Source organism: Halanaerobium salsuginis (genome assembly GCF_900114545.1).
In the GTDB taxonomy this organism is placed as follows: Bacteria; Bacillota; Halanaerobiia; order Halanaerobiales; family Halanaerobiaceae; genus Halanaerobium; species Halanaerobium salsuginis.
Window position 1 is genome coordinate 31,679 of the sequence record NZ_FOTI01000015.1, and the last position, 23,525, is coordinate 55,203.

Sequence of the window (23,525 nt, forward strand, 5' to 3'; positions counted from 1 at the left end):
TTGCTAAATAACAGGAAAAAAAGCAGCCTTTTCAGGCTGCTATTAAGTTTAATTTCTATGTTAATAAATTAACTACCTATTTTAGTCTCATCATCAGTTGACCTAACAACAACATCATCTGTTAGTAAGTCAGCATAGGTATAAGATAATCTTCTAATTTGATTGTGATCTTTTATCCTAACTATAAATACATTTTCATGGGTTTTTTCTAAAATACCTTCTTTTTCAATAGCCTTTCTCCTGCCTCGATTAGCTTTAACACTGACCCTCTGACCGACAAAAGATTTAACATTCTCTTTTATCTTATCTAAAACATTTTCTTCCATTCAGTTTCACCTCGTTTTTGAGCCAATTCACCTTAAATTATACCATAAGATAAATAGTTTAGCAAAACAATAGGAATTAAGACAATAATTAATTCTTGTCTTTAGCCAGGTTTTTATTTTCAAAAGCAAATTTATATGGTGATTGATCAGCAAATTTGCTGACATACTTTGCGCCTCTATTAGTAGCCAGTAAAGTTCCCGGGCCACCGACGCAGCCTCCTTCACAGGCCATGCCTTCAATCAAATAGCCAGCAAGCTTACCCGCTTTTGCCAGCAGTAATGTTTTTTTACAACTAGCCAGACCATCTGCGCGGCTTATCTCTGGTTCAATTTCATACTGTTCTTTAAGATTTTGACTAATTGCTGCAGCTACTCCCCCAGCATTAGCATATCCTCTGCCGTAGTAAGAAGCATCCTCTATTTCAGCTTCAGTTTCAACTTTTGTTAACTCAATTCCAGCAGCTACAAAAATTGCTGCTAATTCTTCAAAAGTAATCACATAATCAACTTTATCTTTTACCTTTGGACTTAAAGCTTCTAACTTTTTAGAAACACAGGGCCCAATAAAAACTACTTCACTTTCTTGATTATCAGCCTTAACAGATTCAGCAGCAAAAATCATTGGAGAACTTGATTCAGAAATATTTTCTTTTACCTCAGGCACATGCTTATCTGCAACATAAGTCCAGGAAGGGCAGCATGATGTTCCAAGGTAAGGTTGTTTATCTGGAATATCATGAGCGAAAAGTTCTGCTTCATGTAGAGAAGCAAAATCAGCTCCCAGGCTAACTTCTCGCACTTCATTTAGACCTAATTTCTTTAAGGCAGCAACTATTTTCTCAGCAGAAACTAAAGGTCCAAACTGTCCAACAAACGAAGGAGCTATAATTGCTCTTACATCATTCCCGGCTTTAATAGATCTTAGAAGCTGATAAATCATTGACTTATCAGCAATTGCTCCAAAGGGACAGGCAATTATACACTGCCCACAGCTGACACATTTATCATGATTAATTTTTGCTCGCATGTGTTCATCACTTTCAATTGCATTTACACCACAGGCAGCAGCACATGGCCTTTCATAATTTACGATAGCTTCATAAGGACAAGCCGCTTTACATTTACCACAATTAATACATTTTTCCTGATCGATTACAGCTGCATTTTCTTCAATTGTAATTGCGTCAACTGGACAGACAATACTACAAGGATGTGCCAGACATTTGCGGCAGTTATTAGTTACAAAATGAGCATTTGTTGGACATTTTTCACAGGCAAATCTAATTACATTAACTAATGGTTCTTTAAGTTGGCCTTCTTCCGCCAGAAATTCTCTAATTCCTTCTGAAAGCAATTTATGTTCCTGGTTACTTGCATAATCCATACTTAAACCCATTCGAACCCGGGCTGCAACAATAGCTCTTTCCTTAAAGATACTGGAGCGATAGGTAGCTTCTTCTGTATCTATAATTCGATATGGTATTTTATCAAATTCTTCACATTCAGCATCTTTAAGAGCAAGTCTAGCAATTTCTGCAAAAACCATCCGCCTGATCTTAACAATATCAGTATAAATCCCTTTTAATTTGCTCATTTTATCCTCTCCATAACTTTACTAATCACTAATTGCGTTTGAGCAGCAGTTATTAACTCATCATCTACTTTAACTAGAGGAGCATTCTTAATATCATCACACATATCAAGACACTCTACTTTATTAACCACAATCTGATCGGGATATTCTAATTGAAGAGCTTCCACATTATCTAGCAAATTAAGTGCACCTACTAAAGAGCAATGGCTACCAACACAAATATCAACTTTAATCATCTTTTTCCTCCTTCCGATCCTGCAATTGTAAAATCCTATTACTTAATGAAATCATTTCAGTAATAGTAAGTTTTTCACCTCGTTTTTTCAAATCTATATTTTCAGCTTTAAGAGCAGCTGTCACAAGTTCTCTCTCTAGAGCAATTACTGCTGATTTACTTAAACTATTACGCAGAGTTTTACGACGCTGCTGAAAAATAGATTTCACAATTTTAAAAAATAAATTTTTATCTTGAACTTGATTCTGATATTTGTTGACAGAATAAGGACTCAAACTAACTATTACAGAGTCTACATCTGGCTGAGGAATAAAAACTTCAGCAGGTACATGATGAATAATTTCTGGTTCCAGATAATATTGTACAGCAACACTTAATGAGCCAAACTTTTTTGTACCCGGGCCAGCACAAATTCTCTCTCCAACTTCTTTTTGCACCATAAAGACTAACTTATCTATTTTAAGCTCACTTTCTAAAATACTCATAATAATTGGAGTTGTAATATAGTAAGGTAAATTGGCAATTATTTTGACTGAAGTATCAGATTTTTGATAATCTGCAACAAGTTCCGGCCAATCTATTTTTAGAGCATCCTCATTTAATAAGGTAAGCTTTGTTTCATCATTAAAAATATCCTGCAGAGCTGCAAACATTGTGCTATCCTTCTCAATAGCCAGCAGATGGCCAGACTGATCAAGCTCTCCAAGCAGGGATTGAGTTAATGCGCCAATACCAGGACCAATTTCAATTAAAAGCTCATCCCCCTTTATTTGAGCTGTCTGACTAATAATGTTAATAATATTACTGTCAACTAAAAAGTTCTGTCCCAGACCTTTTTTTAGATTAAGCTGATAACGGTTAAGAATTTCTTTGGTTAACGAAGGTGAAGCTATTTTATTTCCCATTTTTAATTAAATCATCCTTAATTTAAAGTGTTTGTTATTATTTTATCATAACAAAGGGCAGCAGGCAAAATGTTATCCCTGCTGAATCTGTATAGTCAAAATATATCTATATAAGCTATAATTTATAAATTCTCTTGGCATTGGCAGTTGTTAAATCTGCTAACTCAGCCAGAGGAAGTTCTTTTAGTTGAGCTGCCTGTTCAGCAACCTGTTTTACATAGGCTGGTTCATTACGCTGTCCCCGATAAGGTACTGGAGTAAGATAAGGAGAATCAGTTTCTAAAAGCAGTCTATTTAACGGAACTTTTTTTAAAGCCTGACGGACTGATTCTGCATTTTTAAAAGTTAACATACCACCAAATGCAATATAATAATCTCTTTTAATTAACTCTTCTATATAGTCAGGACCATAAGAATAACAGTGAAAAATTAACTTTTCTTTAAAATCTCCTACTTCAGATAGTAAAGCAAGTGTCTCTTCAGCTGCTTCGCGAGAATGAATAATCACTGGCAAATCAATTTTTTGAGCCAGCTGCAGCTGTTTCTTAAAAGCTACTTGTTGAATTTCACGAGGAGAATTATCATAATAGAAATCAAGTCCTATTTCTCCAATTCCTTTTACTACACTCTGCTCAGCCAGCTGCGTCAAATTTGCTAGAACATCACTATTTACAGTATCAGCTGCATGCGGATGAATTCCTACTACAGCATAAAGTTCATTATATTGCTGAGCCAGCTTCACTGAACGCTGACTGCCAGCCAAATCTGCTCCAACATTTACTATTTTTTCTACTCCAGCAGCTGCTGCTCTTTTTAAAACTTCAAAACGATCACTATCATAATCTTCAAAATCAAGATGGGCATGAGTATCAATTAAACGCAAATCAAATTCCTCCTAATATTTAAGCTATTAATTAAATTTTACTTATAATAATTATTTTAAAATCAATCTTCATTTTTTAAAAATGAATAACTAAACTAATTATAACACTAGTTAACATAAAATAAAATAAATCTAATCATAGTTAATTATAAGCTACAGCTTTGCTGTTTATTTATAGTTATAATAATGATATAATAAATTTTAGTGTTTAAAATCAGGAGTGTGTTAACATGAAAAAAGAAATTTATCTAGATAATTCAGCTACAACTAAACCAACAGAATCTGTAATTAAAGCGGTTACTGATGCTCTAAAAAAGTATTATGGTAATCCATCTTCTCTACATAGCTATGGTATTCAGGCAGAAAAAATAATTAATAATAGCCGCTGTCTATTAGCTGATTACCTGAATATAAATCCTGTAGAATTGATTTTCACTTCTGGTGGGACTGAAAGTAATAATCTTGCTATTCAGGGAATTACTAAAGCCTATCAACAGCGAGGTAAGCATCTAATTACTTCTCCAATTGAACATGCTTCAGTTAATAATGTTTTTCTTAACTTAGCTCAAGCTGGTTGGGATATAGATTTTGTTAAAGTAAATAAAAAAGGTCAACTCGATCTAGATCATCTAAATAATTTAATTAGAGATGATACAGTTTTAGTTAGTCTAATGCAGGTTAATAATGAGCTAGGTACAGTCAATAATTTAGCTAAAATAGCAAATATTATTAAAAACAAAAACCCTTTAACTCTTTTTCATTCCGATGGAGTTCAGGGCTTTGCTAAAATCTATACTGATCTAGCAAATATACCGATAGATCTTTACTCAATTAGCGGCCATAAATTTCATGCTCCTAAAGGAATTGGGGCTCTTTATTTAAAAAGCGGAATCGAATTACAGCCTATTTTTAAAGGGGGGGGGCAGGAAAACAAATGGCGCTCTGGAACAGAAAACGTACCAGCAATTGCTGGTCTGGGAGCTGCTCTTAAAGAACTTCCTCACTTAAATTCTGAAAACAAGTTAGCTATTCAGCTCACTGAATTAAAAAACTATCTTATAAAAGAATTAACAAAAATTGATTCAGTAATAATTAACTCTCCCCAGCAAAGCGCTCCCCATATTATTAATTTTTCTGTACCTGGAATCCGGGGAGAAACTATGGTACATGCATTAGCAGCTCAGGGAGTTTATCTAGCAACTGGTTCAGCCTGTTCTTCCAAAAGTAAAGGTAGTCGGATTTTAAAGGCCTGTGGGCTTGACTCTAAATTAAGTGAAAGTGCACTGCGAGTTAGTCTGGCAGCTGATCTTAAACAAGCAGATTTAGACTACTTTATCAGTAGTTTAAAAGAACAAATTGATTTTCTAAAACTTTTTTAATTAAAAAGTTATTTTATAAACATAAAATTTTAGTATAACTAAGAATAATTTATAATGAGGTGAAAATTTTGTACGATTTAATTATTATCCGTTATGGAGAAATTGGCCTGAAAGGTGATAATATTAATGATTTTATCAATCAACTTGTTGCAAATATAAAAAGAGCAACCAGTGATCTAGGTGATTTTGAAATAACAACTATTTTTGGTCGTATTTTTCTTAAAGCAGAAGCAGCTAAAATAAATGCTATTTGTCAGCGTCTGATTAATGTACCTGGCATAATTTCTTTAAGTCCGGCCCAAAAATTTAATTATAGTTCTAAAAAAGTTAGTGAGTTTGATCAGTCTGATTTTAATCGCTTAAAAAAGCAAGTAGTTAGACTTTTTCGGGCTGAGGTTCAAAATTATCCAACTACTTTTAAAGTAGAAACAACTAGAGCAGATAAGTCTTTTCCTATTAAAAGCCCAGCTTTAAGTAGAGAGCTAGGGGCAGAAATACTGCGTCAAGTTGAAGGTCCAGAAACAGAGCTAAAAGTCGATGTTCATCAGCCAGAGCATCTGCTGGAAGTTGAAATTAGAAGAGGGAAAATTTATATCTTTGTCCGGCGTGAAGCTGGTCCAGGAGGATTACCTGTTAAATCATCTGGTAAAGCACTACTGCTTTTATCAGGCGGAATAGATAGTCCAGTTGCAGGTTGGCTGGGGTTAAAACGCGGCTTATCACTTGAAGCTGTCTATTTTAATTCTCCCCCTTATACCTCGGAAAGAGCCAAACAAAAAGTTATTGATCTCACAAAAATATTAAGTCGCTATGGTGGAGAAATAAAGTTACAAATACCATACTTTACAGCAATTCAGCAGGCTATTTTAAAAAAATGTCCACGTCGTTATACTGTCACAATTATGAGAAGAATGATGATCAGAATTGCTAATCAGCTGGCTGCTCAAAACGAGTCTCTAGCTCTGGTTACAGGTGAAAATTTAGGTCAGGTAGCCAGTCAAACTCTTGAAGGCTTACGTTCTTCTGATCAAGTAGCAAAGTTTCCAGTTTTGCGACCTTTAATTACTATGGATAAAAATGAAATTATTAAATTAGCTAAAAAGATTGCCAGTTATCAAATTTCTATTCGACCACATGAAGACTGCTGTACGATCTTTGTACCTCAGAATCCAGTTACTCAACCAAAACTTGCTACTGTGGAATATGCAGAAGAAGAACTAGCTATAGAAGAATTAGTAAAAGAAGCAATTGCTAAAATGGAAATTATCACTATTAATGAAGGCGCCTGCTAAAGTTAAATAATAAAAAAACCAGCCCAATTTTTAGGCTGGTTTTTTATTTCATTTATTTTAAATTTTTTGGCTAGAAGAAATATTAACTATATTGATTAATTATTTGTTCATACTCACCCTGCTCTTTAAGTAAATAGCTTAAAATATCTCTAACTGCTCCTCTTCCTCCCCTAAATTCAGAAATATAATCAGCAACAGCCTTTATTTCTGGAACAGCATCAGCTGGACAACCTGCAAAAGCAACCTGTTTCATTACAGATAAATCATTTAAGTCATCACCTAAATAAGCCAGATTTTGATAAGTGAAATTATTTTTTTTCATTAATTTTTCTAAGAGAAATCGTTTATCTTTAATCCCCTGATAACAAGCTGTAATTCCTAATTCTGCTGCTCTTCTAGCAACTACCTGTGACTCACGACCGGTCATAATTAAAACTTGATAACCAGCTCTAATTAAAGCAGCAATCAATAATCCATCCTTAACATTAAAACTTTTTAATTCATTTTTCTGATTGTCTAGATAAATATTACCATCTGTCATTGTTCCATCTACATCTAAAAAAATAGTAGTGACCTTTTCCATATAGTATCCCTCCAGCTTAATTGCTTATTTTTTACTCTATTGCTTGTTCACGTTCTAGCTCAGCTTGAGCTTCTTTATTTTTACTGCGATAATTTAAATAACCGGCTGTAATAATCAAAATAGCTCCAATTAATGACAAAGAATCTGGAATTTCTTGAAAAAATAAAATACCAAATAGAGAAGAAAAAACTATATTAGCATAGGTATAAATGGATAACTCACCTGCTTCTGCATAACGGTATGCGTTTGTCATAAAGAGCTGAGCTATTGCTGCAAATAAGCCCAGGGCTAACAAGGCAATACTCTGCCTTAAATCCGGTAAAACAAATTTTCCAAAAATCATAAATGGTAACATAGCCAGAGTTGAAAAAGCACAAAAATAAAAAACTATTGTTGCTGCTGCATCAGTTTTTCTAAGTTCTCTTACTGTTGTATATGCCATTCCAGCAAAAATACTAGAGAGCAAACCAATTAAGGCTGGGGCTAAATTAGATTCAAAGCCTGGCCTAATTACTAAAATTGCTCCTAAAAGAGCAGTTATTAAAGCCATTAACTGTTTACGTTTTATTTTTTCCTGCAGAAAAATGGCAGCAAATACTACAACAAAAAATGGTGACATTTTATTTAAAATAACTGCATCAGATAATTTTATTGTACTAAGGGCATAAAAATAAGCAGCTATTCCTGACAGGCCAAAAATACTGCGTAAAACTAACAGCTTTTTATTATTTCCAGCCAGAGAACTACCACTTTTTTTAACTAATGTTAAAGCAATAAAAACACCTACTAAATTACGAAAAAATATTTTTTCAACATTGGGTAAATCTCCTAAAAATTTTACTGTAGCAGCCATTAAAGCAAAAAACAGGGATGATAAGAGAATATAAGTTATTCCTTTTTTTCTAGCTTCCAAATTATCCACCTCTACTTATTGTGTTATAATCTTGTTGAGATTAATTATCAATGTTATTATATAGATTTTAAACTACTATGTAAAGCAAAAACTTCACCTTTTTAGGTGAAGTTAGTAAAAGTTAGTTCAAACGATTAACTAGAATCTTATTCTATTTATTAGCTTTATTTAAAGCTTCTCGCAAAGTATGCCATGACAAAACAGCACATTTAACGCGTGCCGGCATATTTGAAATATTTTTTAGAGCCATAGCATCTTTTAGCTTTCTTAATTTTTGTGGATCAGTAACTTCTTTTTTTATCATTGCAATAAAAGTTTCTACTAATTCCTGGGCTTCAGCTGTAGTTTTTCCTTTAATTAAATCAATCATAATTGAAGTAGAAGCTTGCGAAATTGCGCAGCCACTTCCGTGAAAAGCTACATCTTTAATAAGATTATTATCTAATTTCAATTCAATAGTAATATCATCACCGCAGCTTGGATTATGACCATGTTCACAGACATCAGCTTCTGGCAGCTGTCTTTTATTACGGCTATTTTTATTATGCTCCATAATTAATTCTGTATAAACTGAATTAAGATCCATATCCAAAAACCTCCCTTACTTTTTTCAAAGCCAGAATAAATTTATCTACTTCTGATCTTTCATTATATAAATAAAAACTGGCTCGACCAGTTGAATTGAAATTATAGTACTTCATTAAAGGCTGAGCACAATGATGACCAGAACGAATAGCAACGCCCTGACTATCGACAATCGTAGCAAGATCATGTGAATGAATACCTGTTAAATTAAAAGAAATAATTCCTCCCCGCTTTTCTAAATCAAGCGGGCCAGCTATTTCAACATAATCAAGTTCACTCATTCTTGCTAATGCATATTCAGTTAAACCAAGTTCATGCTCCCAGATAGCATCCATACCAATATTTTCTAAATAATCTATAGCTGCCTGCAGACCAACAGCTCCTTCTACATTGGGCGTACCTGCTTCAAACTTTTCAGGCAGTTCAGCATAAGTAGAATAATCTTCTGTTACATATTCTATCATACCACCACCTTTTAAAAAAGGTGGTAATTCATTTAAAAGATTTTCCTTACCATATAAAACTCCAATCCCCAATGGTCCCAGCATCTTATGACCAGAAAAGGCATAAAAATCTGCATCTAAGTCCTGCATATCTGTCTTCAAATGAGGTGCTCCCTGTGCTCCATCAACAACTACTAATGCTCCCTGTTGATGGGCTTTAACAGCCATTTCTTTAACTGGATTTACTACTCCAGTTACATTAGACATTTGAGAAATGCTTAAAATTTTTGTTTTGCTGCTCAATTTTTTTTCGAATTCTTCCTGACTGATTCTAAAATTCTCATCAGGATATAAATATTTTAAAGTTAAGTTTTTACGTTCAGCTAACTGCTGCCAGGGTAAAATATTACTGTGATGTTCCAGTACTGAAATTAAAATTTCATCACCAGGCTTAACTATTGCTTCCAGCGAATTTGCCAATAAATTTAATGATTCAGTTGTATTTCTAGTAAAAATTATTTCTGCTGGTGATGCAGCATTAATAAAACTCTGCACTTTTTCACGAGCAGCTTCATAGGCCTGGGTAGATCTAACACTCAAAGTATGTGCTCCTCGATGAGGATTAGCATTAAATTTGCGATTATATTCATTGACTGCCTGTAAAACTGATTCTGGTTTTTGAGTTGTAGCTGCATTGTCAAAATAAATTAAATCATGGCCATTTATTTTTTGCTTTAAAATAGGAAAGTCTCTTTTATATTTAGCTGCGAATTCTTGTTTTGACTTCATTAATTACACTTCCTTTAAGATCATTCAGAGGTATCTTGGCCAAAATAGGATTAAAGGCAGCTTCTACCATTAACTGTCTGGCTTCTGATTTTGACATACCACGACTCATTAAATAAAAAAGCTGTTCTTTTTCAATTTGACCAGCACTTACAGCATGTTCGCCTTCAACATTATCTTCTTCACAAAATAAAGCTGGTATAGAATCAGAAATAACTGTTTTATCAAGCAGTAATACTTCTTCTCTTTCTGCTCCTTTAGCCAGTGATGACCCCTTTTGAAAATAAAGATCACCCCGGAAAACTTTATGAGCAGTATCTTTTAAGACACCTTTACTTTCAATTTCACTAATACTGTGCCGACCTTGATGATTTATTTTAAAACCAAGATCAAGTTTACGGTCTTGATCAGCAAAATAAGCTGAATTAATATTAGCACGACTGCCATCTGATAATAAATTATTTATATTATTTGTTATTGAAGTCTTCGCTCCCAATTCAATTGGAACCCAATTTATTTCTCCCTGAGCAGCAACCAGGCTTAAATTGATATCAAAATTATCACTCTGATCATTAAATCTCTGTACTTTAACTATATTCAAAACAGCATTTTCTTCAACAATTACCCTTGTTAAACCATTATGAAAGGCAGCCAGCTGTTGATCTTCCATCTGGTAGTCAATCACAATAGTCAAACTAGAATTTGACTCTGCTACAATCAAATTATTATCAATTAGACAAGGATTATCCTCATCCAGCTGATAAAATACTTCAAGTGGTAACTTTACATTTACATCTGCTGGTACTTTAATATACAATCCTGTATTGTAAAAACTTTCTGCCAGAGCTTGATGTTTAGAGTTTAAACCCTGATTTCCTTTAGCAGTTTTCATATTTTTAAATTTATCTAAATGAGCAATTATTTCAGCTTCGTCAGCTAAATTATCAGTCATTTTTTTAACAATTAAATCCTGCTGCCAGTCTTCTTTTTTCAAAAACTCTTTATTATAAGCTTTATACTCCGGAAACTTATAATCAACCAGATTTATTCTTTTTAGATCACTTAAATTTGATTCAGCAAAATTTTGATAACTATCCTTACGACGCTGACTTAACAATTTAGATTGTCCTGTTGTCAAATTATCTACTAATTCTTGGTTATACATTATTAGTCACCTACCCTATAGTGCCTTCGAGTTCGAGATTAATTAGATTATTTAATTCAACAGCATATTCAAGGGGGAGTTCGCTAGCAATTGGTTCTACAAATCCCCGGACTATCATCGCCTTAGCTTCTTCTTCACTAATTCCCCGACTCATTAAATAGAAAATAGCTTCTTCACTAATTCTACCTACTTTAGCTTCATGGCCAATATCTATATCATCAGTTTCAAGCTTCATAATCGGCAATGTATCTGACTTTGACTGATTATCAAGCATAAGTGATTCACAAGAAACAGATGCTTTTGCTCCATGAGCTTCTTTAGTCGCTTTTAGCAATCCACGATAATAAGCATAGCCACCATCTTTTGAAATAGACCTTGAATTAACAGTTGAAGTAGTATCTGGGGCTGCATGAATAACCTGAGCACCTGTATCAAGATACTGCCCTTCAGCGGCAAAAGTTATTCCAGTAAATTCTGCTCTGGCTCTGGTACCCTTCAAGATACTCATTGGATAAAGCATTGAAACTTTAGATCCAAAGGATCCAGATACCCATTCAATGACTCCATCTTCTGCCACTAAAGCTCTCTTTGTATTTAAATTATACATATTACGAGACCAATTTTCGATAGTACTATATCTTAATTGAGCGCCTTTATTTATGAATAGTTCAACTGCACCAGCATGCAGATTATTAACCGAATATTTGGGTGCTGAACAGCCTTCAATAAAATGAGCTTTAGCACCATCTTCCAGAATAATTAAAGTATGCTCGAACTGTCCTGAACCAGGTGCATTTTGTCGGAAATAGGACTGGAGAGGTATATCTACATCTATACCAGCCGGTACATAAACAAATGATCCACCTGACCAGACTGCACCGTGTAGGGCAGAAAATTTATGATCATTAGGTGTAATTAATTTCATAAAATGTTCTTTTACAATATCTTCATGTTCTTTAACTGCATTTTCCATATCCATGTAAATTACACCCTGTTCAACTAATTCCTGTTTTAAATTATGATAAACAACCTCCGAATCATACTGGGCTCCAACTCCAGCAAGTGATTCTTTTTCTGCTTCTGGTATTCCCAGGGCATCAAAAGTATTTTTAATATCTTCTGGAACCTGATTCCAGTCATTTTGTAAATCTGCGTCTGGTCTTACATAAGTTATAATATTATCCATATCTAAATCTGAAATATCTGCTCCCCAATCTGGAACAGATTTTTCTTGATATATTTTTAATGATTTTAACCTGAATTCAGTCATCCAGGCTGGTTCATTTTTTTCTTTTGAAATCTCCTTAATTACAGAAGGAGTTAGACCTTTATGAGACTTAAAACGGTATTTATCTTCATTTTTTTGATCATAAAGACTGCGATCAATATCATTGACTTTAGTCTTATCACTCATCTAAAAAACCTCCCTGTTAACAAAATCACTAATTAAAGTTTCCCTCAATAATAAATGGTTCAAAAAAATCAGCTGACTTACTTAGAATTACTTTCACTTAAAGATTCACCTTTATACTCACTATAACCTGTTGTTTCAATTTTATTTGCCAGTTTTATGTCACCAGTTTCAACAATTTTACCATCTACTAAAATATGGACAAAATCCGGTTTAAGATAATCTAGAATTTGATTATGGTGGGTAATTATTATCATTGCATTATCATCAGAAGCCAGCTTAGTAATACCTTCTGCTACTATTCTGGTAGCATCAACATCTAGTCCAGAATCTGTTTCATCAAGAATTGCAAGCTTTGGCTCTAAAACTGCCATCTGCAAAATCTCATTTTTCTTCTTTTCTCCACCGGAAAAACCTTTATTAAGATAACGATCAGCATAAGAACTATCAAATTCAAGTAAATCCATTTTCTCTTCCAATAAGAATTTAAAATCAAAAATACTTTGCTGTTCTCCGCTTACAGCAGTTTTAGCTGTTCTTAAAAAATTTTCTACTGTAATTCCTGGTATTTCCTGAGGATATTGAAATGATAAGAAAATCCCTTTTTTAGCTCTTTTATCAACCTCTAATTCATTAATATTTTCACCTTTAAAAATAATCTCGCCATCAGTAATTTTATAATCTGGGTGTCCCATTAAAACATTAGCCAGAGTAGATTTACCAGCTCCATTAGGTCCCATGATTACATGAGTTTCACCCTTATTAACCTCAAGGTTAATTCCTTTTAAAATTGGTTGTGATTCAACTTCTGACTGCAAATTATTTACTTTTAGCAGTTGTTTATCCATATCTATGTCATCTCCTTAATTAAAGTTATCTACTCAGCATTCTGCTATTTATATCCTACAACATTACTCAACTTTAGTCAAGCTTATCAGAAAAAAAGTATTTTAAGCAACAAAAAAAGCCGGTTAAACCGGCCTATAATTTATTTAGCTAAATATTTTTTCTTAAATAATAATCTTAAAACTACATAAAGTGGCACAGCTGTCAAAGCACCTATAAAACCAAATAAATATACTCCTGATAAAACTACAAATAACACCATAACTGGATGAATCTCTAACTGTCTGCCCTGCACAAGGGGACGAATTACATTTCCTTCTAGATACTGAGCAATTATTATAATTACTAGAACACCTAAAAATAGAATCCAGCTATTTGTAATTGCTACTAAAACGGCTGGTAAACTGCCAAAAAGTGGGCCAATAATTGGAATCAAAGAAGTTATCATTGCAATAAAAGCCAGCGCTACAGCATTAGGTAGACCTATAATTAAAAATCCTGCCAACATTACAAGCCCCAGAAAAAATGCTACTACAAGCTGAGAACTAATAAAAGTTGAGAGCAGCTGATCTATCTCAACTGCTAATTCAGTAAAAACTTCCTTTTTATCTTCCGGCACTAAAGTAAGCAGATTAGCAAATATTTTTTGATCATCTTTTAAAAAATAAAATAATACAAATGGAATCAATAAAATAATCAAACCAAAATTAGTAATTGAACTAAAAATCCCCATATAATTGTAAGAAGATAATTTTTGAGCTAATTCATCTAGATAACTAAAAATTCTTTCTCGAATATTTAAGTTAGCTAAAAAACCATTTTCAATTGTAATATATTCTTTTAATTGATCAGCAATTTTAACTAAAAAATCATAAAAATAACTATAATTACCGGTTAGCTCTTTACCTTGATGATAAATAATACTACCGCCAAAATAAAAAACAAAACTTAAAATAATTACTACAATTAGAAAAGCAATTACAATAGAAATAGATTTATTATTTATCCATTTCTGCAGATAACGAACAAGCGGTCTAATTAAATAATAAAGAAAAGTTCCAAATAACAATGGCAAAAGGATAAAACTCATTACTGAAGTTAATGGACCTGTAAAATAAGGAATCTGGCCCAATAAAAAAATGATTAATAGAATAATAATTAGCGCATGACCTAGTTTAAAAAATTTTTCTTTGAGCATTATACCATCTCCCAGCATTGAGTCCTTAAATAAATTATTTTAAAATTACTTATGTTTACAATCTGCTGCAACAATTTTTACAGATTTAAGTACTACTGACAATAAATCAACTGAATGCTGTTGTTCCAACTCATCAGTTTTAGAAAAGACTTCGCCCCTAGATGTGGCTACATAACGGGCTGGCAATCTATTTAAGGCATAAGTTGCCATATCAAGCAAACATGATTTGCATTTACAAATATCTTTAAACTCTTCTCTATCCAGAATTTGATTAAGCTGATCTAGAACTATTTCTTCAGTTGTATTTGTTAATTCCTGCTGAAATACTTTTAATTCCTCTTTATTTAGCATAAAATTTAATTCCTCCTTAACTAGCTATTAATTTAAAACACATTATTTCTATAATTCTTTATTAAAAGCAAAAACCCTGCCTTAAATTAACAGGGTTAAATTATTTTTAGCTTTAAACAAAAATTTAAATATAATAATTACTAGTTTAAGCAGTAAATAAAAATTATTAGCCAAGAATTGAAAGTAAAACTCCTGCTGCTACAGCAGATCCAATAACTCCTGCTACATTAGGACCCATTGCATGCATTAATAAATAATTACCTGGATTAGCTTTATTCCCAAGTTTTTGAGCACAGCGAGCAGCTTCCGGTACTGCTGATACTCCTGCTGCTCCGATAATTGGATTTATTTTCCCACCAGAAAGCCGATGCATTAATTTACCCATCATTAAACCAGAAAATGTACTTAAGGCAAAGGCAGAAAGACCTAAAACAATAATTGAAATAAATTGTAAGGTAAAGAAATATTCTGCTTTTAAGCTGGCCCCCACACTAAGCATCAATAAAATTGTAATAATATTAATCATTGCTGTACTGGCTGTATCAGATAATCTTTTAGTAACTCCACTTTCTTTGAGAATATTACCCAACATTAACATTCCCACCAGAGTTAGAGCCTGAGGAACTATTAATCCTACCACAAGTGAAACAAGTATAGGAAAAATTAATTTTTCAACTCGTGAAACTTCTCTTAACTGTTCCATTTCTATGCCACGTTCTTCTTTAGTAGTAAAAAATTTAATTATTGGTGGTTGAATTAACGGAACTAAAGCAATATAAATATAAGCTGCAATTGCAATTGCTCCCAATAAATGAGGTGCTAAAAGAGAAGTTAAATAAATTGAAGTCGGACCGTCTGCTCCCCCAATAATTGCAATTGATCCTGCTTCAGCAGGATTAAAACCCAATAAGCGTGAACCAAAAAAAGTAGTGAAAATCCCAAGCTGAGCTGCTGCCCCGAGCAGCATTGTTTTCGGCTGAGCTATTAAAGGGCCAAAATCAGTCATCGCTCCAATCCCTAGAAAAATCAGAGGTGGATAAACACCTAATCTAACTCCAGTATATAAATAATGCAGTAACCCTCCAACTGCATTAGCTGTTGGTTCATTCATTAGGCCAGTTCCAGGTATATTAGAAAGAAAAATGCCAAAACTAATTGGTAATAATAATAGAGGCTCATATTCTTTAAAAATTGCTAAATACATCAGCAAAGCTGAAATAATGATCATTCCTACATGTCCCCAGCTTAACTGAACAAAACCACTTCCCTGTAAAAATACTAATATCTTGTCTATCACAAATAGTACACCTTCCTTTTAGCTATGCTAACTAATGTATTAATTAATACTGTATTAATTAAAAAATATTAATTTATTACAAATAATATATCGCCAGAATTAACATCAGAACCTTTTTCTACCGCTATGCTAGCTACTGTTCCTGCTGCAGGAGCTGTAATATCATTTTCCATTTTCATTGCTTCCAGAACAGCTAACTGCTGGCCCTGGGCAACTTTATCACCTTCTGCTACAGCAACTTTAATAATCTGGCCTGGCATTGGTGCTGTAATAGTTTTTCCTCCAGCGGTAGAAGTAGATTTTACTGGCTGCTTTGCCTTGTTTTTTATTTCAGCTGCTTTTTTTTGTACACTAGAACTACTTTCTTTACTTTCAGATCTTTTATTTAATGTGGAAAATTTATTTTTAGACATTGAGGATGTCGCTTGAACTGACTTAACCTCAGCCTCATCTCCTGCTAATTTTTCAACTTCTACTTCATATGACTTCCCTTCAATAGTTATTTTATATTTTTGCAATTTTTTTCCCTCCTGAAAATTAATCGTATTTTCTTCTAAATATGCTCTAACAGCCGCTGTAATTAATAAATGTCTTACAGTTTCATCCTTCTCTGCTGCTAATACTATGTTTTTATTGATAGAATCAGCCGGTTTTCTACTACTACTAAAAAATTTAGTCATCAACCAACCCTGAATTTTTAAAATTATTGTTAATAAAAGTAAGACTAGAAAAACAACTGATAGTCCAATTACTGTGATTTCAAAAGTTTCACTAAGGACACCCATAAACTTCCTCCCAACTTAATAGATATTTAAATTTCAATTAAACAGCTCTTTACTAGATAGTAATCCTGCTTCCTGTTTAGAGAGGAATATTACCATGCTTTTTAGCTTCTGCTGTTTCTTTTTTATTAATCATCATTTCTAAACCGTTAATTAATTTATAGCGAGTTTCTTCCATTTTAATAATATCATTAACCATACCACGTTTGGCTGCAATATATGGATTAGCAAAATTATCTTTATATTCTTCTATTTTTTGCTGTCGCAATGACTTTGAATCTTCTGCTGCAGCAATTTCTTTTCGATAAATTACATTAGCTGCTCCTTCTGGTCCCATAACTGCAATTTCTGCTATTGGCCAGGCATAAACTAAATCTGCCCGCACGGATCGACTGCCCATTGCTATGTAAGCTCCTCCATAAGCTTTTCGCATAATTAAAGTTATTTTAGGTACTGTAGCTTCTGAGTAAGCATATAATACTTTAGCCCCATGTCTAATTACTCCTCCAAATTCCTGTTCTACACCAGGTAAATAACCTGGAACATCAACTAGACTAATAATTGGTATATTAAAACTATCACAAAAGCGGATAAAACGAGCAATTTTAGTTGAAGCATCAATATTTAAACAACCAGCTAGAAATTGAGGTTGATTAGCTACTATACCAACACTTCTTCCATTAAGTCGGGCCAATCCTATTACAGCATTTTTAGCAAAATAGGGCTGTACTTCTAAAAAACTATCCTGATCAACTAAAATATTAATCACTGTTTTAACATCATAAGCTTTTTTAGGATTTTCATTAATTATTGAAGTTAATTCTACTGTACTTCTACCTGGATCATCAGCAGATTCAATTACAGGTGGTTTTTCCTGATAGTTATCTGGTAAATAACTAAGCAATCTTTTAATTTTATCCAGAGCTGCTGCTTCATCAGGCTCTAAAAAGTGAGCTACACCACTGATTTCATTGTGAGTAGCGGCTCCCCCTAATTCTTCAGCAGAAACTTCTTCTCCAGTAACTGATTTAACAACACTAGGACCAGTAATAAACATTTTACTTGTCTGATCAACCATAAAAATAAAATCAGTAATTGCAGGCGAATAAACAGCCCCTCCTGCACAGGGTCCTAAAATAGCTGTTAATTGTGGAACTACTCCTGACGCTTTAGTATTGCGATAAAAAATTTCTCCATAACCGTTTAGAGAATCAATTCCTTCGTTAATCCTGGCTCCACCTGAATCATTTAAGCCAATAATTGGTGCGCCATTCTTAACGGCTAGATCCATTACTTGAGTTATCTTTTGAGCATGTGCTTCCCCAACTGAGCCCCCCATAACAGTAAAATCTTGAGCATAAACATAAACTAAACGACCATCGATAGTACCATAACCTACTACAACCCCTTCTCCTGGGACTTCTTTTTCATCCATGCCAAGCGAAGTACTTCTATTTTCAACAAAAATATTTAACTCATTAAAACTGCCCTCATCCAACAAATAATTTATTCTTTCCCGGGCAGTATGCTTTCCTTTTTGATGCTGCTTATCAATTCTATTTTTTCCACCACCAGCCTGAATATTTTCTTTTTTGCCTGCTAGTAAATCTTCTTTTTCTTCTACTGACATTAAATCGCCTCCTCAAGTAAACTGTCAGTCAAATATTTTCTTATCAAAACATTAGAATGATATTTTATAAAATAATTATAATTAAACTAGTTAATAACAAAATGATTTAATTAATGACACAATTAAGGATAGCAAAAAACTGACCACAAGTCAACTAATAATTATGTTTTTTTCATAAAACTATAAAACCCCTAAATTGCAAACAACAATTTAGGGGTTTTTAAATTACTAATAAAGACTATTTTTAAATTAAACATAGGTTAATTCTTCTAATTTTTATATTTAGATATTAAGACAGTTAAACTCTGAGCCATCTCCGCCAGATCTTCAGCTGCACTTACTATCTCAATAGTTGAATTACTCTGTTCATCAGAAGCGGTTGCTACTTGCTCTGCAATGACAGCTGATTGCGAACTAATTTCAGTTATTTCTTCTATTGCTTTAGTAACTTCAGAACTGCTCAGCTTCATATCCTGTGAGTTACCTGCTATTTCTTTAATCAAAGCAATTAATTTTTCGACCACATCTTCTATTTCAATAAAAGTGTTTTCAACTTCATTTACAGCTTCATTGCTAGCTTTTACTCCTTGATCAGATTGAGCAATAATTCTAGTTGTATCATCAACTTTATTTTGAATTTCCTTAATTAAAGTATTTATTTCATCTGTTGCTTGAGCAGATTCTTCAGCTAGTCCTCTAATCTCTTCAGCTACTACACTAAATCCACGACCAGCTTCTCCAGCCCGGGCTGCCTCTATAGCTGCATTTAAAGCTAACAAATTTGTCTGAGCAGCAATTCCAGTTATTATCTCAATTATTTTACCAATTTGCCCGGAAAGTTGATCTAGTTCAGTAACTCTTGCCAGAACATGCTGCTGATTATCTACTACTAGAGAAATCTGCTGAGCAGTAATATCTACTGCTTCATTACCCTGTTCAATATTAGTTCCAGCTTTTATTGCCTCAGCTTTTATTATCTCTGACTTATCGCTAATTATATCTATTTTATTTTCTAACTCTTCAATATTCTCTTTTGTTCTGCTCAACATCTTATTCTGCTCTACGGTTCCAGCAGCAAGCCTATTAATTGAACTGCTAACCTCATCTGCTGAAGCTGACATTTCCTGACTGCTAGCCGAAAGTTCCTGACTAGAAGCTGCTAAATTATTAGCTATATCTGATTCTTCAGTAATTGACTTCCCTAAATTAAACTGCATTTCTTGCAGAGCAGCTGCAATAGCACCAATTTCATCTTTACGCTTAGAGTATTTAGCAAGTTGAGGAGCTTCATTCAAACGCAAGTCAAAACCAGCAAGTTTATCAATTGATCCTGTCAGAAATTTAACAGGTTGAGCAAGATAATTGGCAATTAAATAAGTTAAAACTAAAGCTACTAATAATATAATTATGCCGATTAATAAAAATTTATTTCTAAGTTCAAGATAGGAGCTTCTAATATTATCAAGATACACCCCTGTCCCAACTATCCATCCCCAGGGCTCAAATTCTTTAACAAAAGATAATTTCGGCTCAATTCTACTTTGATTATCATAATACTGCCATTTATATTCAACAAAGCCAGCCGAATTAGCTTCAACTGTTGCTACCATTTCTTTAAATAAATATTTACCATCTTTATCCTGAATTGAGCCAACATTCTGACCAATTAAATTTTTAGAATAAGGATGCATGATTATCTCAGGTTGATGATTATTAATCCAGAAATAATCTTTATTACCAGGACCAAAGGTCATCTTTTCAACTGCTGCTGCAGCTCTCTGTTGTGCTTGATCTTTAGTCAAAGAACCACTTGCTTGCTGCTGATAATAATAATTAATTACCCCCTGAGCAGCTTCTACCATTTCCTTAACCTGAGCCTGCTTTTGCTGATAGAGAGTTGCATTTAAATTATTTAGCGCATAAAAGCCAAGTGAAAAAACAGTTAGAATAATCAAGACAACTATAAAAATTATCATTTTTTCTTTTATTCCAAATCTTATTTTCTGCATTTGCTTCCCCCTAGTTTTAACTAAAATAGATATTATTATTTGATTAAAAATATTTAATAAATAAAAATGTTCCGCTGCAGACAAAATTAATATATTAAACTAAGTTTGATTTAAATAATAGTTAGTATTTTAAATTAAAACTAACTTGATTATTTAAGGGTTCACCAGCCAAATATTTAAGCAAATTATGCTTAAAAAGCTGATAGCGTCGGCTGTCATTACCAGGTTCAAAACCAGAGCTATGAGAAGTTAAAATAACGTTATCGAGATCCCAGAGTTCACTATCTACTGGCAGAGGTTCAGGTGTAGTGACATCTAAGCCAGCTCCAGCAATCGAATCTGTTTTAAGAGCTCTAATTAAAGCTGCTTGATCAATTAATGATCCTCTTCCAATATTGACCAGAAAGGCATTATCATTCATAATTTTTAATTCTGCTTCCCCAATTATTCCCTGAGTTGCTGGAGTAGATGGTAAAGTTAAAATTACATAGTCAGCTAATTTTAGTACTGTTAAAAGTTGATCTGTTAAATAAATTTTGTCGACATAAGTTGGCTTTTCACACATAGTTCGCTTAACTACCAGAACATCTGCTCCAAAATCTTTCACGCGTTGAGCAACTGTCTGACCAATATCACCAAAACCCAATACAGCCACTGTAGAATTAAATAAACCTGGTCTGGGATCCAGACGCTGCCAATTTCGTTTCTGTTTTTGATAAGCATATTGCTGCAAATTTCTACTATAAGCAAAGATCATCCCGAGAACATGCTCAGCAATAGCTTTTCCATAAACACCACTCGAATTAGTTAAAATGAAATCAGGATTATAATAAAGAGCAGAATCTGCATAACTATCAGCTCCAGCACTTGGCAGCTGAATCCATTTAAGATTTTTAGCCTCTGGTAATAGATTTTTATTAGGCCAGCCAAAAATTATTTCGGCCTCTGTAACATCAGTCCTCTTTACCTCATCAGCTTCCCTTAGCTCTATTTCCAAATCATTTTTAGCACCTATTTCTAAAATTTCTGTAAAATCTTTAGCTGAAATATCAAAAATATCATTTGTAATAATCAAAAGTTTAGCTTTCATTTTGAGCCTCCTCTATTTATCCTGGTAATGTTAGTCATTAATTTAGATTAATCCGGCTATCCTAATTAGATTTTTTTTAACTCATCATTTTTTGCAATAATATTTTTTACATCTAGCAGCATTTCGGATATCGGTTTAACCTCTTCTATTTTTAAAATCGGACAGTTAAGCCTCTGTAACCATTCTAAATGAGTCCGTTTATTTCTGAATTCAGTATAATCATAATCATAACGAGCTGCTGAATCAAGAAATTGCAAATGGCGCTGATACATTTTACCTCCTGGTAAAACAGCACTACCAAATCTTTTTTGTTCTCTTTTCTTTAATCTATCTAACCGAATAGTAATTGGAGCCCAGAGATAAATTACTAAATTGAATTCTGCCATAAAAATGTCACCCCAACCACACAGGGAACCACTAATTAGCCAATTAGTTTCTTGGGTTAAATCGGAACTTAATAGTTCCCTCCTCTCAGCAATAGATCTCACTTTCTGAAAAGGGGGTGTGGTTTGCTTCCAGAAATAATTATCTGCATCAAAATGAGCCAGCCCATATTTTTGACTAATTGCTTTTCCTAAAGTTGTTGTTCCAGAACCAGAAGGTCCTAAAATATGTATTTTTAACATTTATTAATCCCTCTTAACCTAGCTTTAATTTTAAAAATATAATTTTCTCTAATTAAATAATTAATTAACTTTTATTATACCATATCTTTTTTTAATTAACATCCTTAATAGTCAAGGATTGCTCCCATTGATTCCATTATTATTCCAGCCTGAAATAAATCAATTTTTACATTTTTAAAATTAACACCAGTAAAATCAACTTCACTTAAATTTGCTTCTCGCAAATCAGCTCCGGTTAAATTTGCCGTTGTAAGCTTGGCCCGGCTTAGATTAGCATTTTTAAATTTAGTCTTTTTTAATTGAGCAGCATAAAAGTCACTTTCTATTAATTTAACATCTGAAAAATTAAAATTATTAAGCTCACTGTGACTAAAATTAACATAAGACCAATCTCCCCCCAATATTTTGAAGGCAGTTAAATCAGTATTAATTAGGTCAGCTCCAATTAGTCTGCATTCTTTAAAAATTGCACTAAAAAAACTAGCTCCCGAAAAATTGCAATTCAAGAAAGTAGAATTTATATGCTGAGAAGCATTTAAACGAGCTCCTGAAAAATCACATTCTATAAAAATAGTCTTTTCAGTTTTAATTTCTTCTAAATGAGCTGCTTTAAAACTACAGTTATTAAAATTAAAACCAGAAAAATTATCTTCCCGGAAAGATTGTTTTGCAAAATCAGACTGATTAAACTCTTTATTTTCTGAATCTAAGTAAATTTTTATCACTCCAATCTTAATCTTATTAGCTAACATTAACTGTTTTAACCACAAATAGCAAAAATCCTGCTTAATAAAAGAAATCCCTTTCATAAATTTATGAAAGGGATTTTAATAATTTTTAATCCATAATTTAGTGTTGCTTTTTACAGAGCCACCATTCGTCACATTCAATCTCTCCTTTAGCCAGTTTTATCTTCCTTTTTTCCAGATATGTTTTGTTTTTTTCTGGATGCTTAAGCAGTTCATAATTAAATATTTCTCGCCCGGACCAATCAAACTTGTCAGTCATATTAGCCAACTTATTTTCACTCATTTTTATCACCTTTCATATTTAGCGAGTTTAAATATTTATCTAATATATTATATTATATTAAAGTTGATTATTTTTGTCAAGTTTATAAAAATTATTAATTTTAATTACGATACGATAAAATAATTTATTTAAAACAAAAAAGGACCCGGATGGGTCCATAATTA

Annotated in this window: 24 protein-coding genes; 2 read left to right on the top strand and 22 right to left on the bottom strand. The window is 33.0% G+C overall.

The genetic code is table 11. From position 1 onward, the window contains the following. Positions 1-68: 68 nt before the first annotated feature. The 5 genes from BMZ74_RS06570 to BMZ74_RS06590 form a co-directional block, all read right to left on the bottom strand. Complete coding sequence (locus BMZ74_RS06570; protein ID WP_089861253.1) at positions 69-326, bottom strand: Veg family protein; 258 nt, start codon at positions 324-326, stop codon at positions 69-71. Positions 327-414: 88 nt separating this feature from the next. Then, on the bottom strand, positions 415-1,920 hold the full coding sequence (locus BMZ74_RS06575) for a 4Fe-4S dicluster domain-containing protein (RefSeq protein WP_089861255.1): 1,506 nt from the start codon (positions 1,918-1,920) through the stop codon (positions 415-417). Next, positions 1,917-2,156: a (2Fe-2S) ferredoxin domain-containing protein gene (locus BMZ74_RS06580; protein ID WP_089861256.1), complete on the bottom strand. Its 240-nt coding sequence runs from the start codon at positions 2,154-2,156 to the stop codon at positions 1,917-1,919. Before BMZ74_RS06580 ends, BMZ74_RS06575 begins: the two co-directional genes overlap by 4 nt. After that, positions 2,149-3,060: a 16S rRNA (adenine(1518)-N(6)/adenine(1519)-N(6))-dimethyltransferase RsmA gene (gene rsmA, locus BMZ74_RS06585; protein ID WP_089861258.1), complete on the bottom strand. Its 912-nt coding sequence runs from the start codon at positions 3,058-3,060 to the stop codon at positions 2,149-2,151. The genes BMZ74_RS06580 and rsmA overlap by 8 nt, the downstream gene beginning before the upstream one ends. A 115-nt stretch (positions 3,061-3,175) precedes the next feature. Beyond that, positions 3,176-3,943 carry a TatD family hydrolase gene (locus BMZ74_RS06590; protein WP_089861260.1) on the bottom strand — a complete coding sequence of 256 codons (768 nt, stop codon included), beginning with the start codon at positions 3,941-3,943 and terminating at the stop codon, positions 3,176-3,178. A 230-nt stretch (positions 3,944-4,173) separates the two neighbouring features. On the opposite strand from BMZ74_RS06590, the gene BMZ74_RS06595 reads away from it, so the two are divergent. Both BMZ74_RS06595 and thiI read left to right on the top strand, forming a co-directional pair. Continuing rightward, entirely contained in the window at positions 4,174-5,322 is a 1,149-nt protein-coding gene (locus BMZ74_RS06595) for a cysteine desulfurase family protein (RefSeq protein ID WP_089861262.1), read from the top strand. A 68-nt stretch (positions 5,323-5,390) separates the two neighbouring features. Beyond that, on the top strand, positions 5,391-6,614 hold the full coding sequence (thiI, locus tag BMZ74_RS06600) for a tRNA uracil 4-sulfurtransferase ThiI (RefSeq protein WP_089861264.1): 1,224 nt from the start codon (positions 5,391-5,393) through the stop codon (positions 6,612-6,614). A gap of 82 nt (positions 6,615-6,696) precedes the next feature. Here thiI and BMZ74_RS06605 read toward each other — a convergent pair whose 3' ends face one another. From BMZ74_RS06605 to BMZ74_RS06685, 17 genes are all read right to left on the bottom strand, one after another. Next, complete coding sequence (locus tag BMZ74_RS06605; RefSeq protein WP_089861266.1) at positions 6,697-7,197, bottom strand: KdsC family phosphatase; 501 nt, start codon at positions 7,195-7,197, stop codon at positions 6,697-6,699. Positions 7,198-7,228: 31 nt separating this feature from the next. Further along, positions 7,229-8,110, bottom strand: a complete 882-nt coding sequence (locus tag BMZ74_RS06610) for a DMT family transporter (protein ID WP_089861268.1) — start codon at positions 8,108-8,110, stop codon at positions 7,229-7,231. 151 nt (positions 8,111-8,261) lie between these two features. Then, positions 8,262-8,696, bottom strand: coding sequence for a Fe-S cluster assembly sulfur transfer protein SufU (gene sufU, locus BMZ74_RS06615; protein ID WP_089861270.1), 435 nt, complete (start codon positions 8,694-8,696; stop codon positions 8,262-8,264). Further along, positions 8,686-9,927, bottom strand: coding sequence for a cysteine desulfurase (locus BMZ74_RS06620; protein ID WP_089861272.1), 1,242 nt, complete (start codon positions 9,925-9,927; stop codon positions 8,686-8,688). Before BMZ74_RS06620 ends, sufU begins: the two co-directional genes overlap by 11 nt. Further along, a complete protein-coding gene (gene sufD / locus BMZ74_RS06625) occupies positions 9,899-11,089 on the bottom strand; it encodes a Fe-S cluster assembly protein SufD (protein WP_089861274.1) in 1,191 nt (396 codons plus the stop codon). The genes BMZ74_RS06620 and sufD overlap by 29 nt, the downstream gene beginning before the upstream one ends. Before the next feature lie 10 nt (positions 11,090-11,099). Next, positions 11,100-12,503, bottom strand: coding sequence for a Fe-S cluster assembly protein SufB (sufB, locus tag BMZ74_RS06630; protein WP_089861277.1), 1,404 nt, complete (start codon positions 12,501-12,503; stop codon positions 11,100-11,102). Positions 12,504-12,580: 77 nt separating this feature from the next. Beyond that, positions 12,581-13,348 carry a Fe-S cluster assembly ATPase SufC gene (sufC, locus tag BMZ74_RS06635; protein ID WP_089861279.1) on the bottom strand — a complete coding sequence of 256 codons (768 nt, stop codon included), beginning with the start codon at positions 13,346-13,348 and terminating at the stop codon, positions 12,581-12,583. A 140-nt stretch (positions 13,349-13,488) separates the two neighbouring features. Further along, complete coding sequence (locus tag BMZ74_RS06640; protein ID WP_089861280.1) at positions 13,489-14,544, bottom strand: AI-2E family transporter; 1,056 nt, start codon at positions 14,542-14,544, stop codon at positions 13,489-13,491. Positions 14,545-14,589: 45 nt separating this feature from the next. After that, complete coding sequence (locus BMZ74_RS06645; protein WP_089861282.1) at positions 14,590-14,895, bottom strand: late competence development ComFB family protein; 306 nt, start codon at positions 14,893-14,895, stop codon at positions 14,590-14,592. Between the two features lie 166 nt (positions 14,896-15,061). Beyond that, positions 15,062-16,192, bottom strand: a complete 1,131-nt coding sequence (locus tag BMZ74_RS06650; protein ID WP_218142054.1) for a sodium ion-translocating decarboxylase subunit beta — start codon at positions 16,190-16,192, stop codon at positions 15,062-15,064. A gap of 68 nt (positions 16,193-16,260) precedes the next feature. Beyond that, complete coding sequence (locus BMZ74_RS06655) at positions 16,261-16,977, bottom strand: OadG family transporter subunit (protein ID WP_089861284.1); 717 nt, start codon at positions 16,975-16,977, stop codon at positions 16,261-16,263. A 76-nt stretch (positions 16,978-17,053) separates the two neighbouring features. Next, positions 17,054-18,604 (bottom strand): acyl-CoA carboxylase subunit beta, encoded by a 1,551-nt coding sequence (locus BMZ74_RS06660; RefSeq protein ID WP_089861286.1) that lies wholly within the window; start codon positions 18,602-18,604, stop codon positions 17,054-17,056. Positions 18,605-18,873: 269 nt separating this feature from the next. Continuing rightward, positions 18,874-20,613 carry a methyl-accepting chemotaxis protein gene (locus tag BMZ74_RS06665; RefSeq protein ID WP_089861288.1) on the bottom strand — a complete coding sequence of 580 codons (1,740 nt, stop codon included), beginning with the start codon at positions 20,611-20,613 and terminating at the stop codon, positions 18,874-18,876. A gap of 121 nt (positions 20,614-20,734) precedes the next feature. After that, a complete protein-coding gene (locus tag BMZ74_RS06670; RefSeq protein WP_089861290.1) occupies positions 20,735-21,703 on the bottom strand; it encodes a D-2-hydroxyacid dehydrogenase in 969 nt (322 codons plus the stop codon). A 65-nt stretch (positions 21,704-21,768) separates the two neighbouring features. Beyond that, entirely contained in the window at positions 21,769-22,329 is a 561-nt protein-coding gene (locus BMZ74_RS06675; protein WP_089861292.1) for an AAA family ATPase, read from the bottom strand. 104 nt (positions 22,330-22,433) lie between these two features. Continuing rightward, complete coding sequence (locus BMZ74_RS06680) at positions 22,434-23,081, bottom strand: pentapeptide repeat-containing protein (protein WP_177181384.1); 648 nt, start codon at positions 23,079-23,081, stop codon at positions 22,434-22,436. 97 nt (positions 23,082-23,178) lie between these two features. Then, a complete protein-coding gene (locus BMZ74_RS06685) occupies positions 23,179-23,361 on the bottom strand; it encodes a peroxiredoxin (RefSeq protein WP_089861295.1) in 183 nt (60 codons plus the stop codon). Between the last annotated feature and the right edge of the window lie 164 nt (positions 23,362-23,525).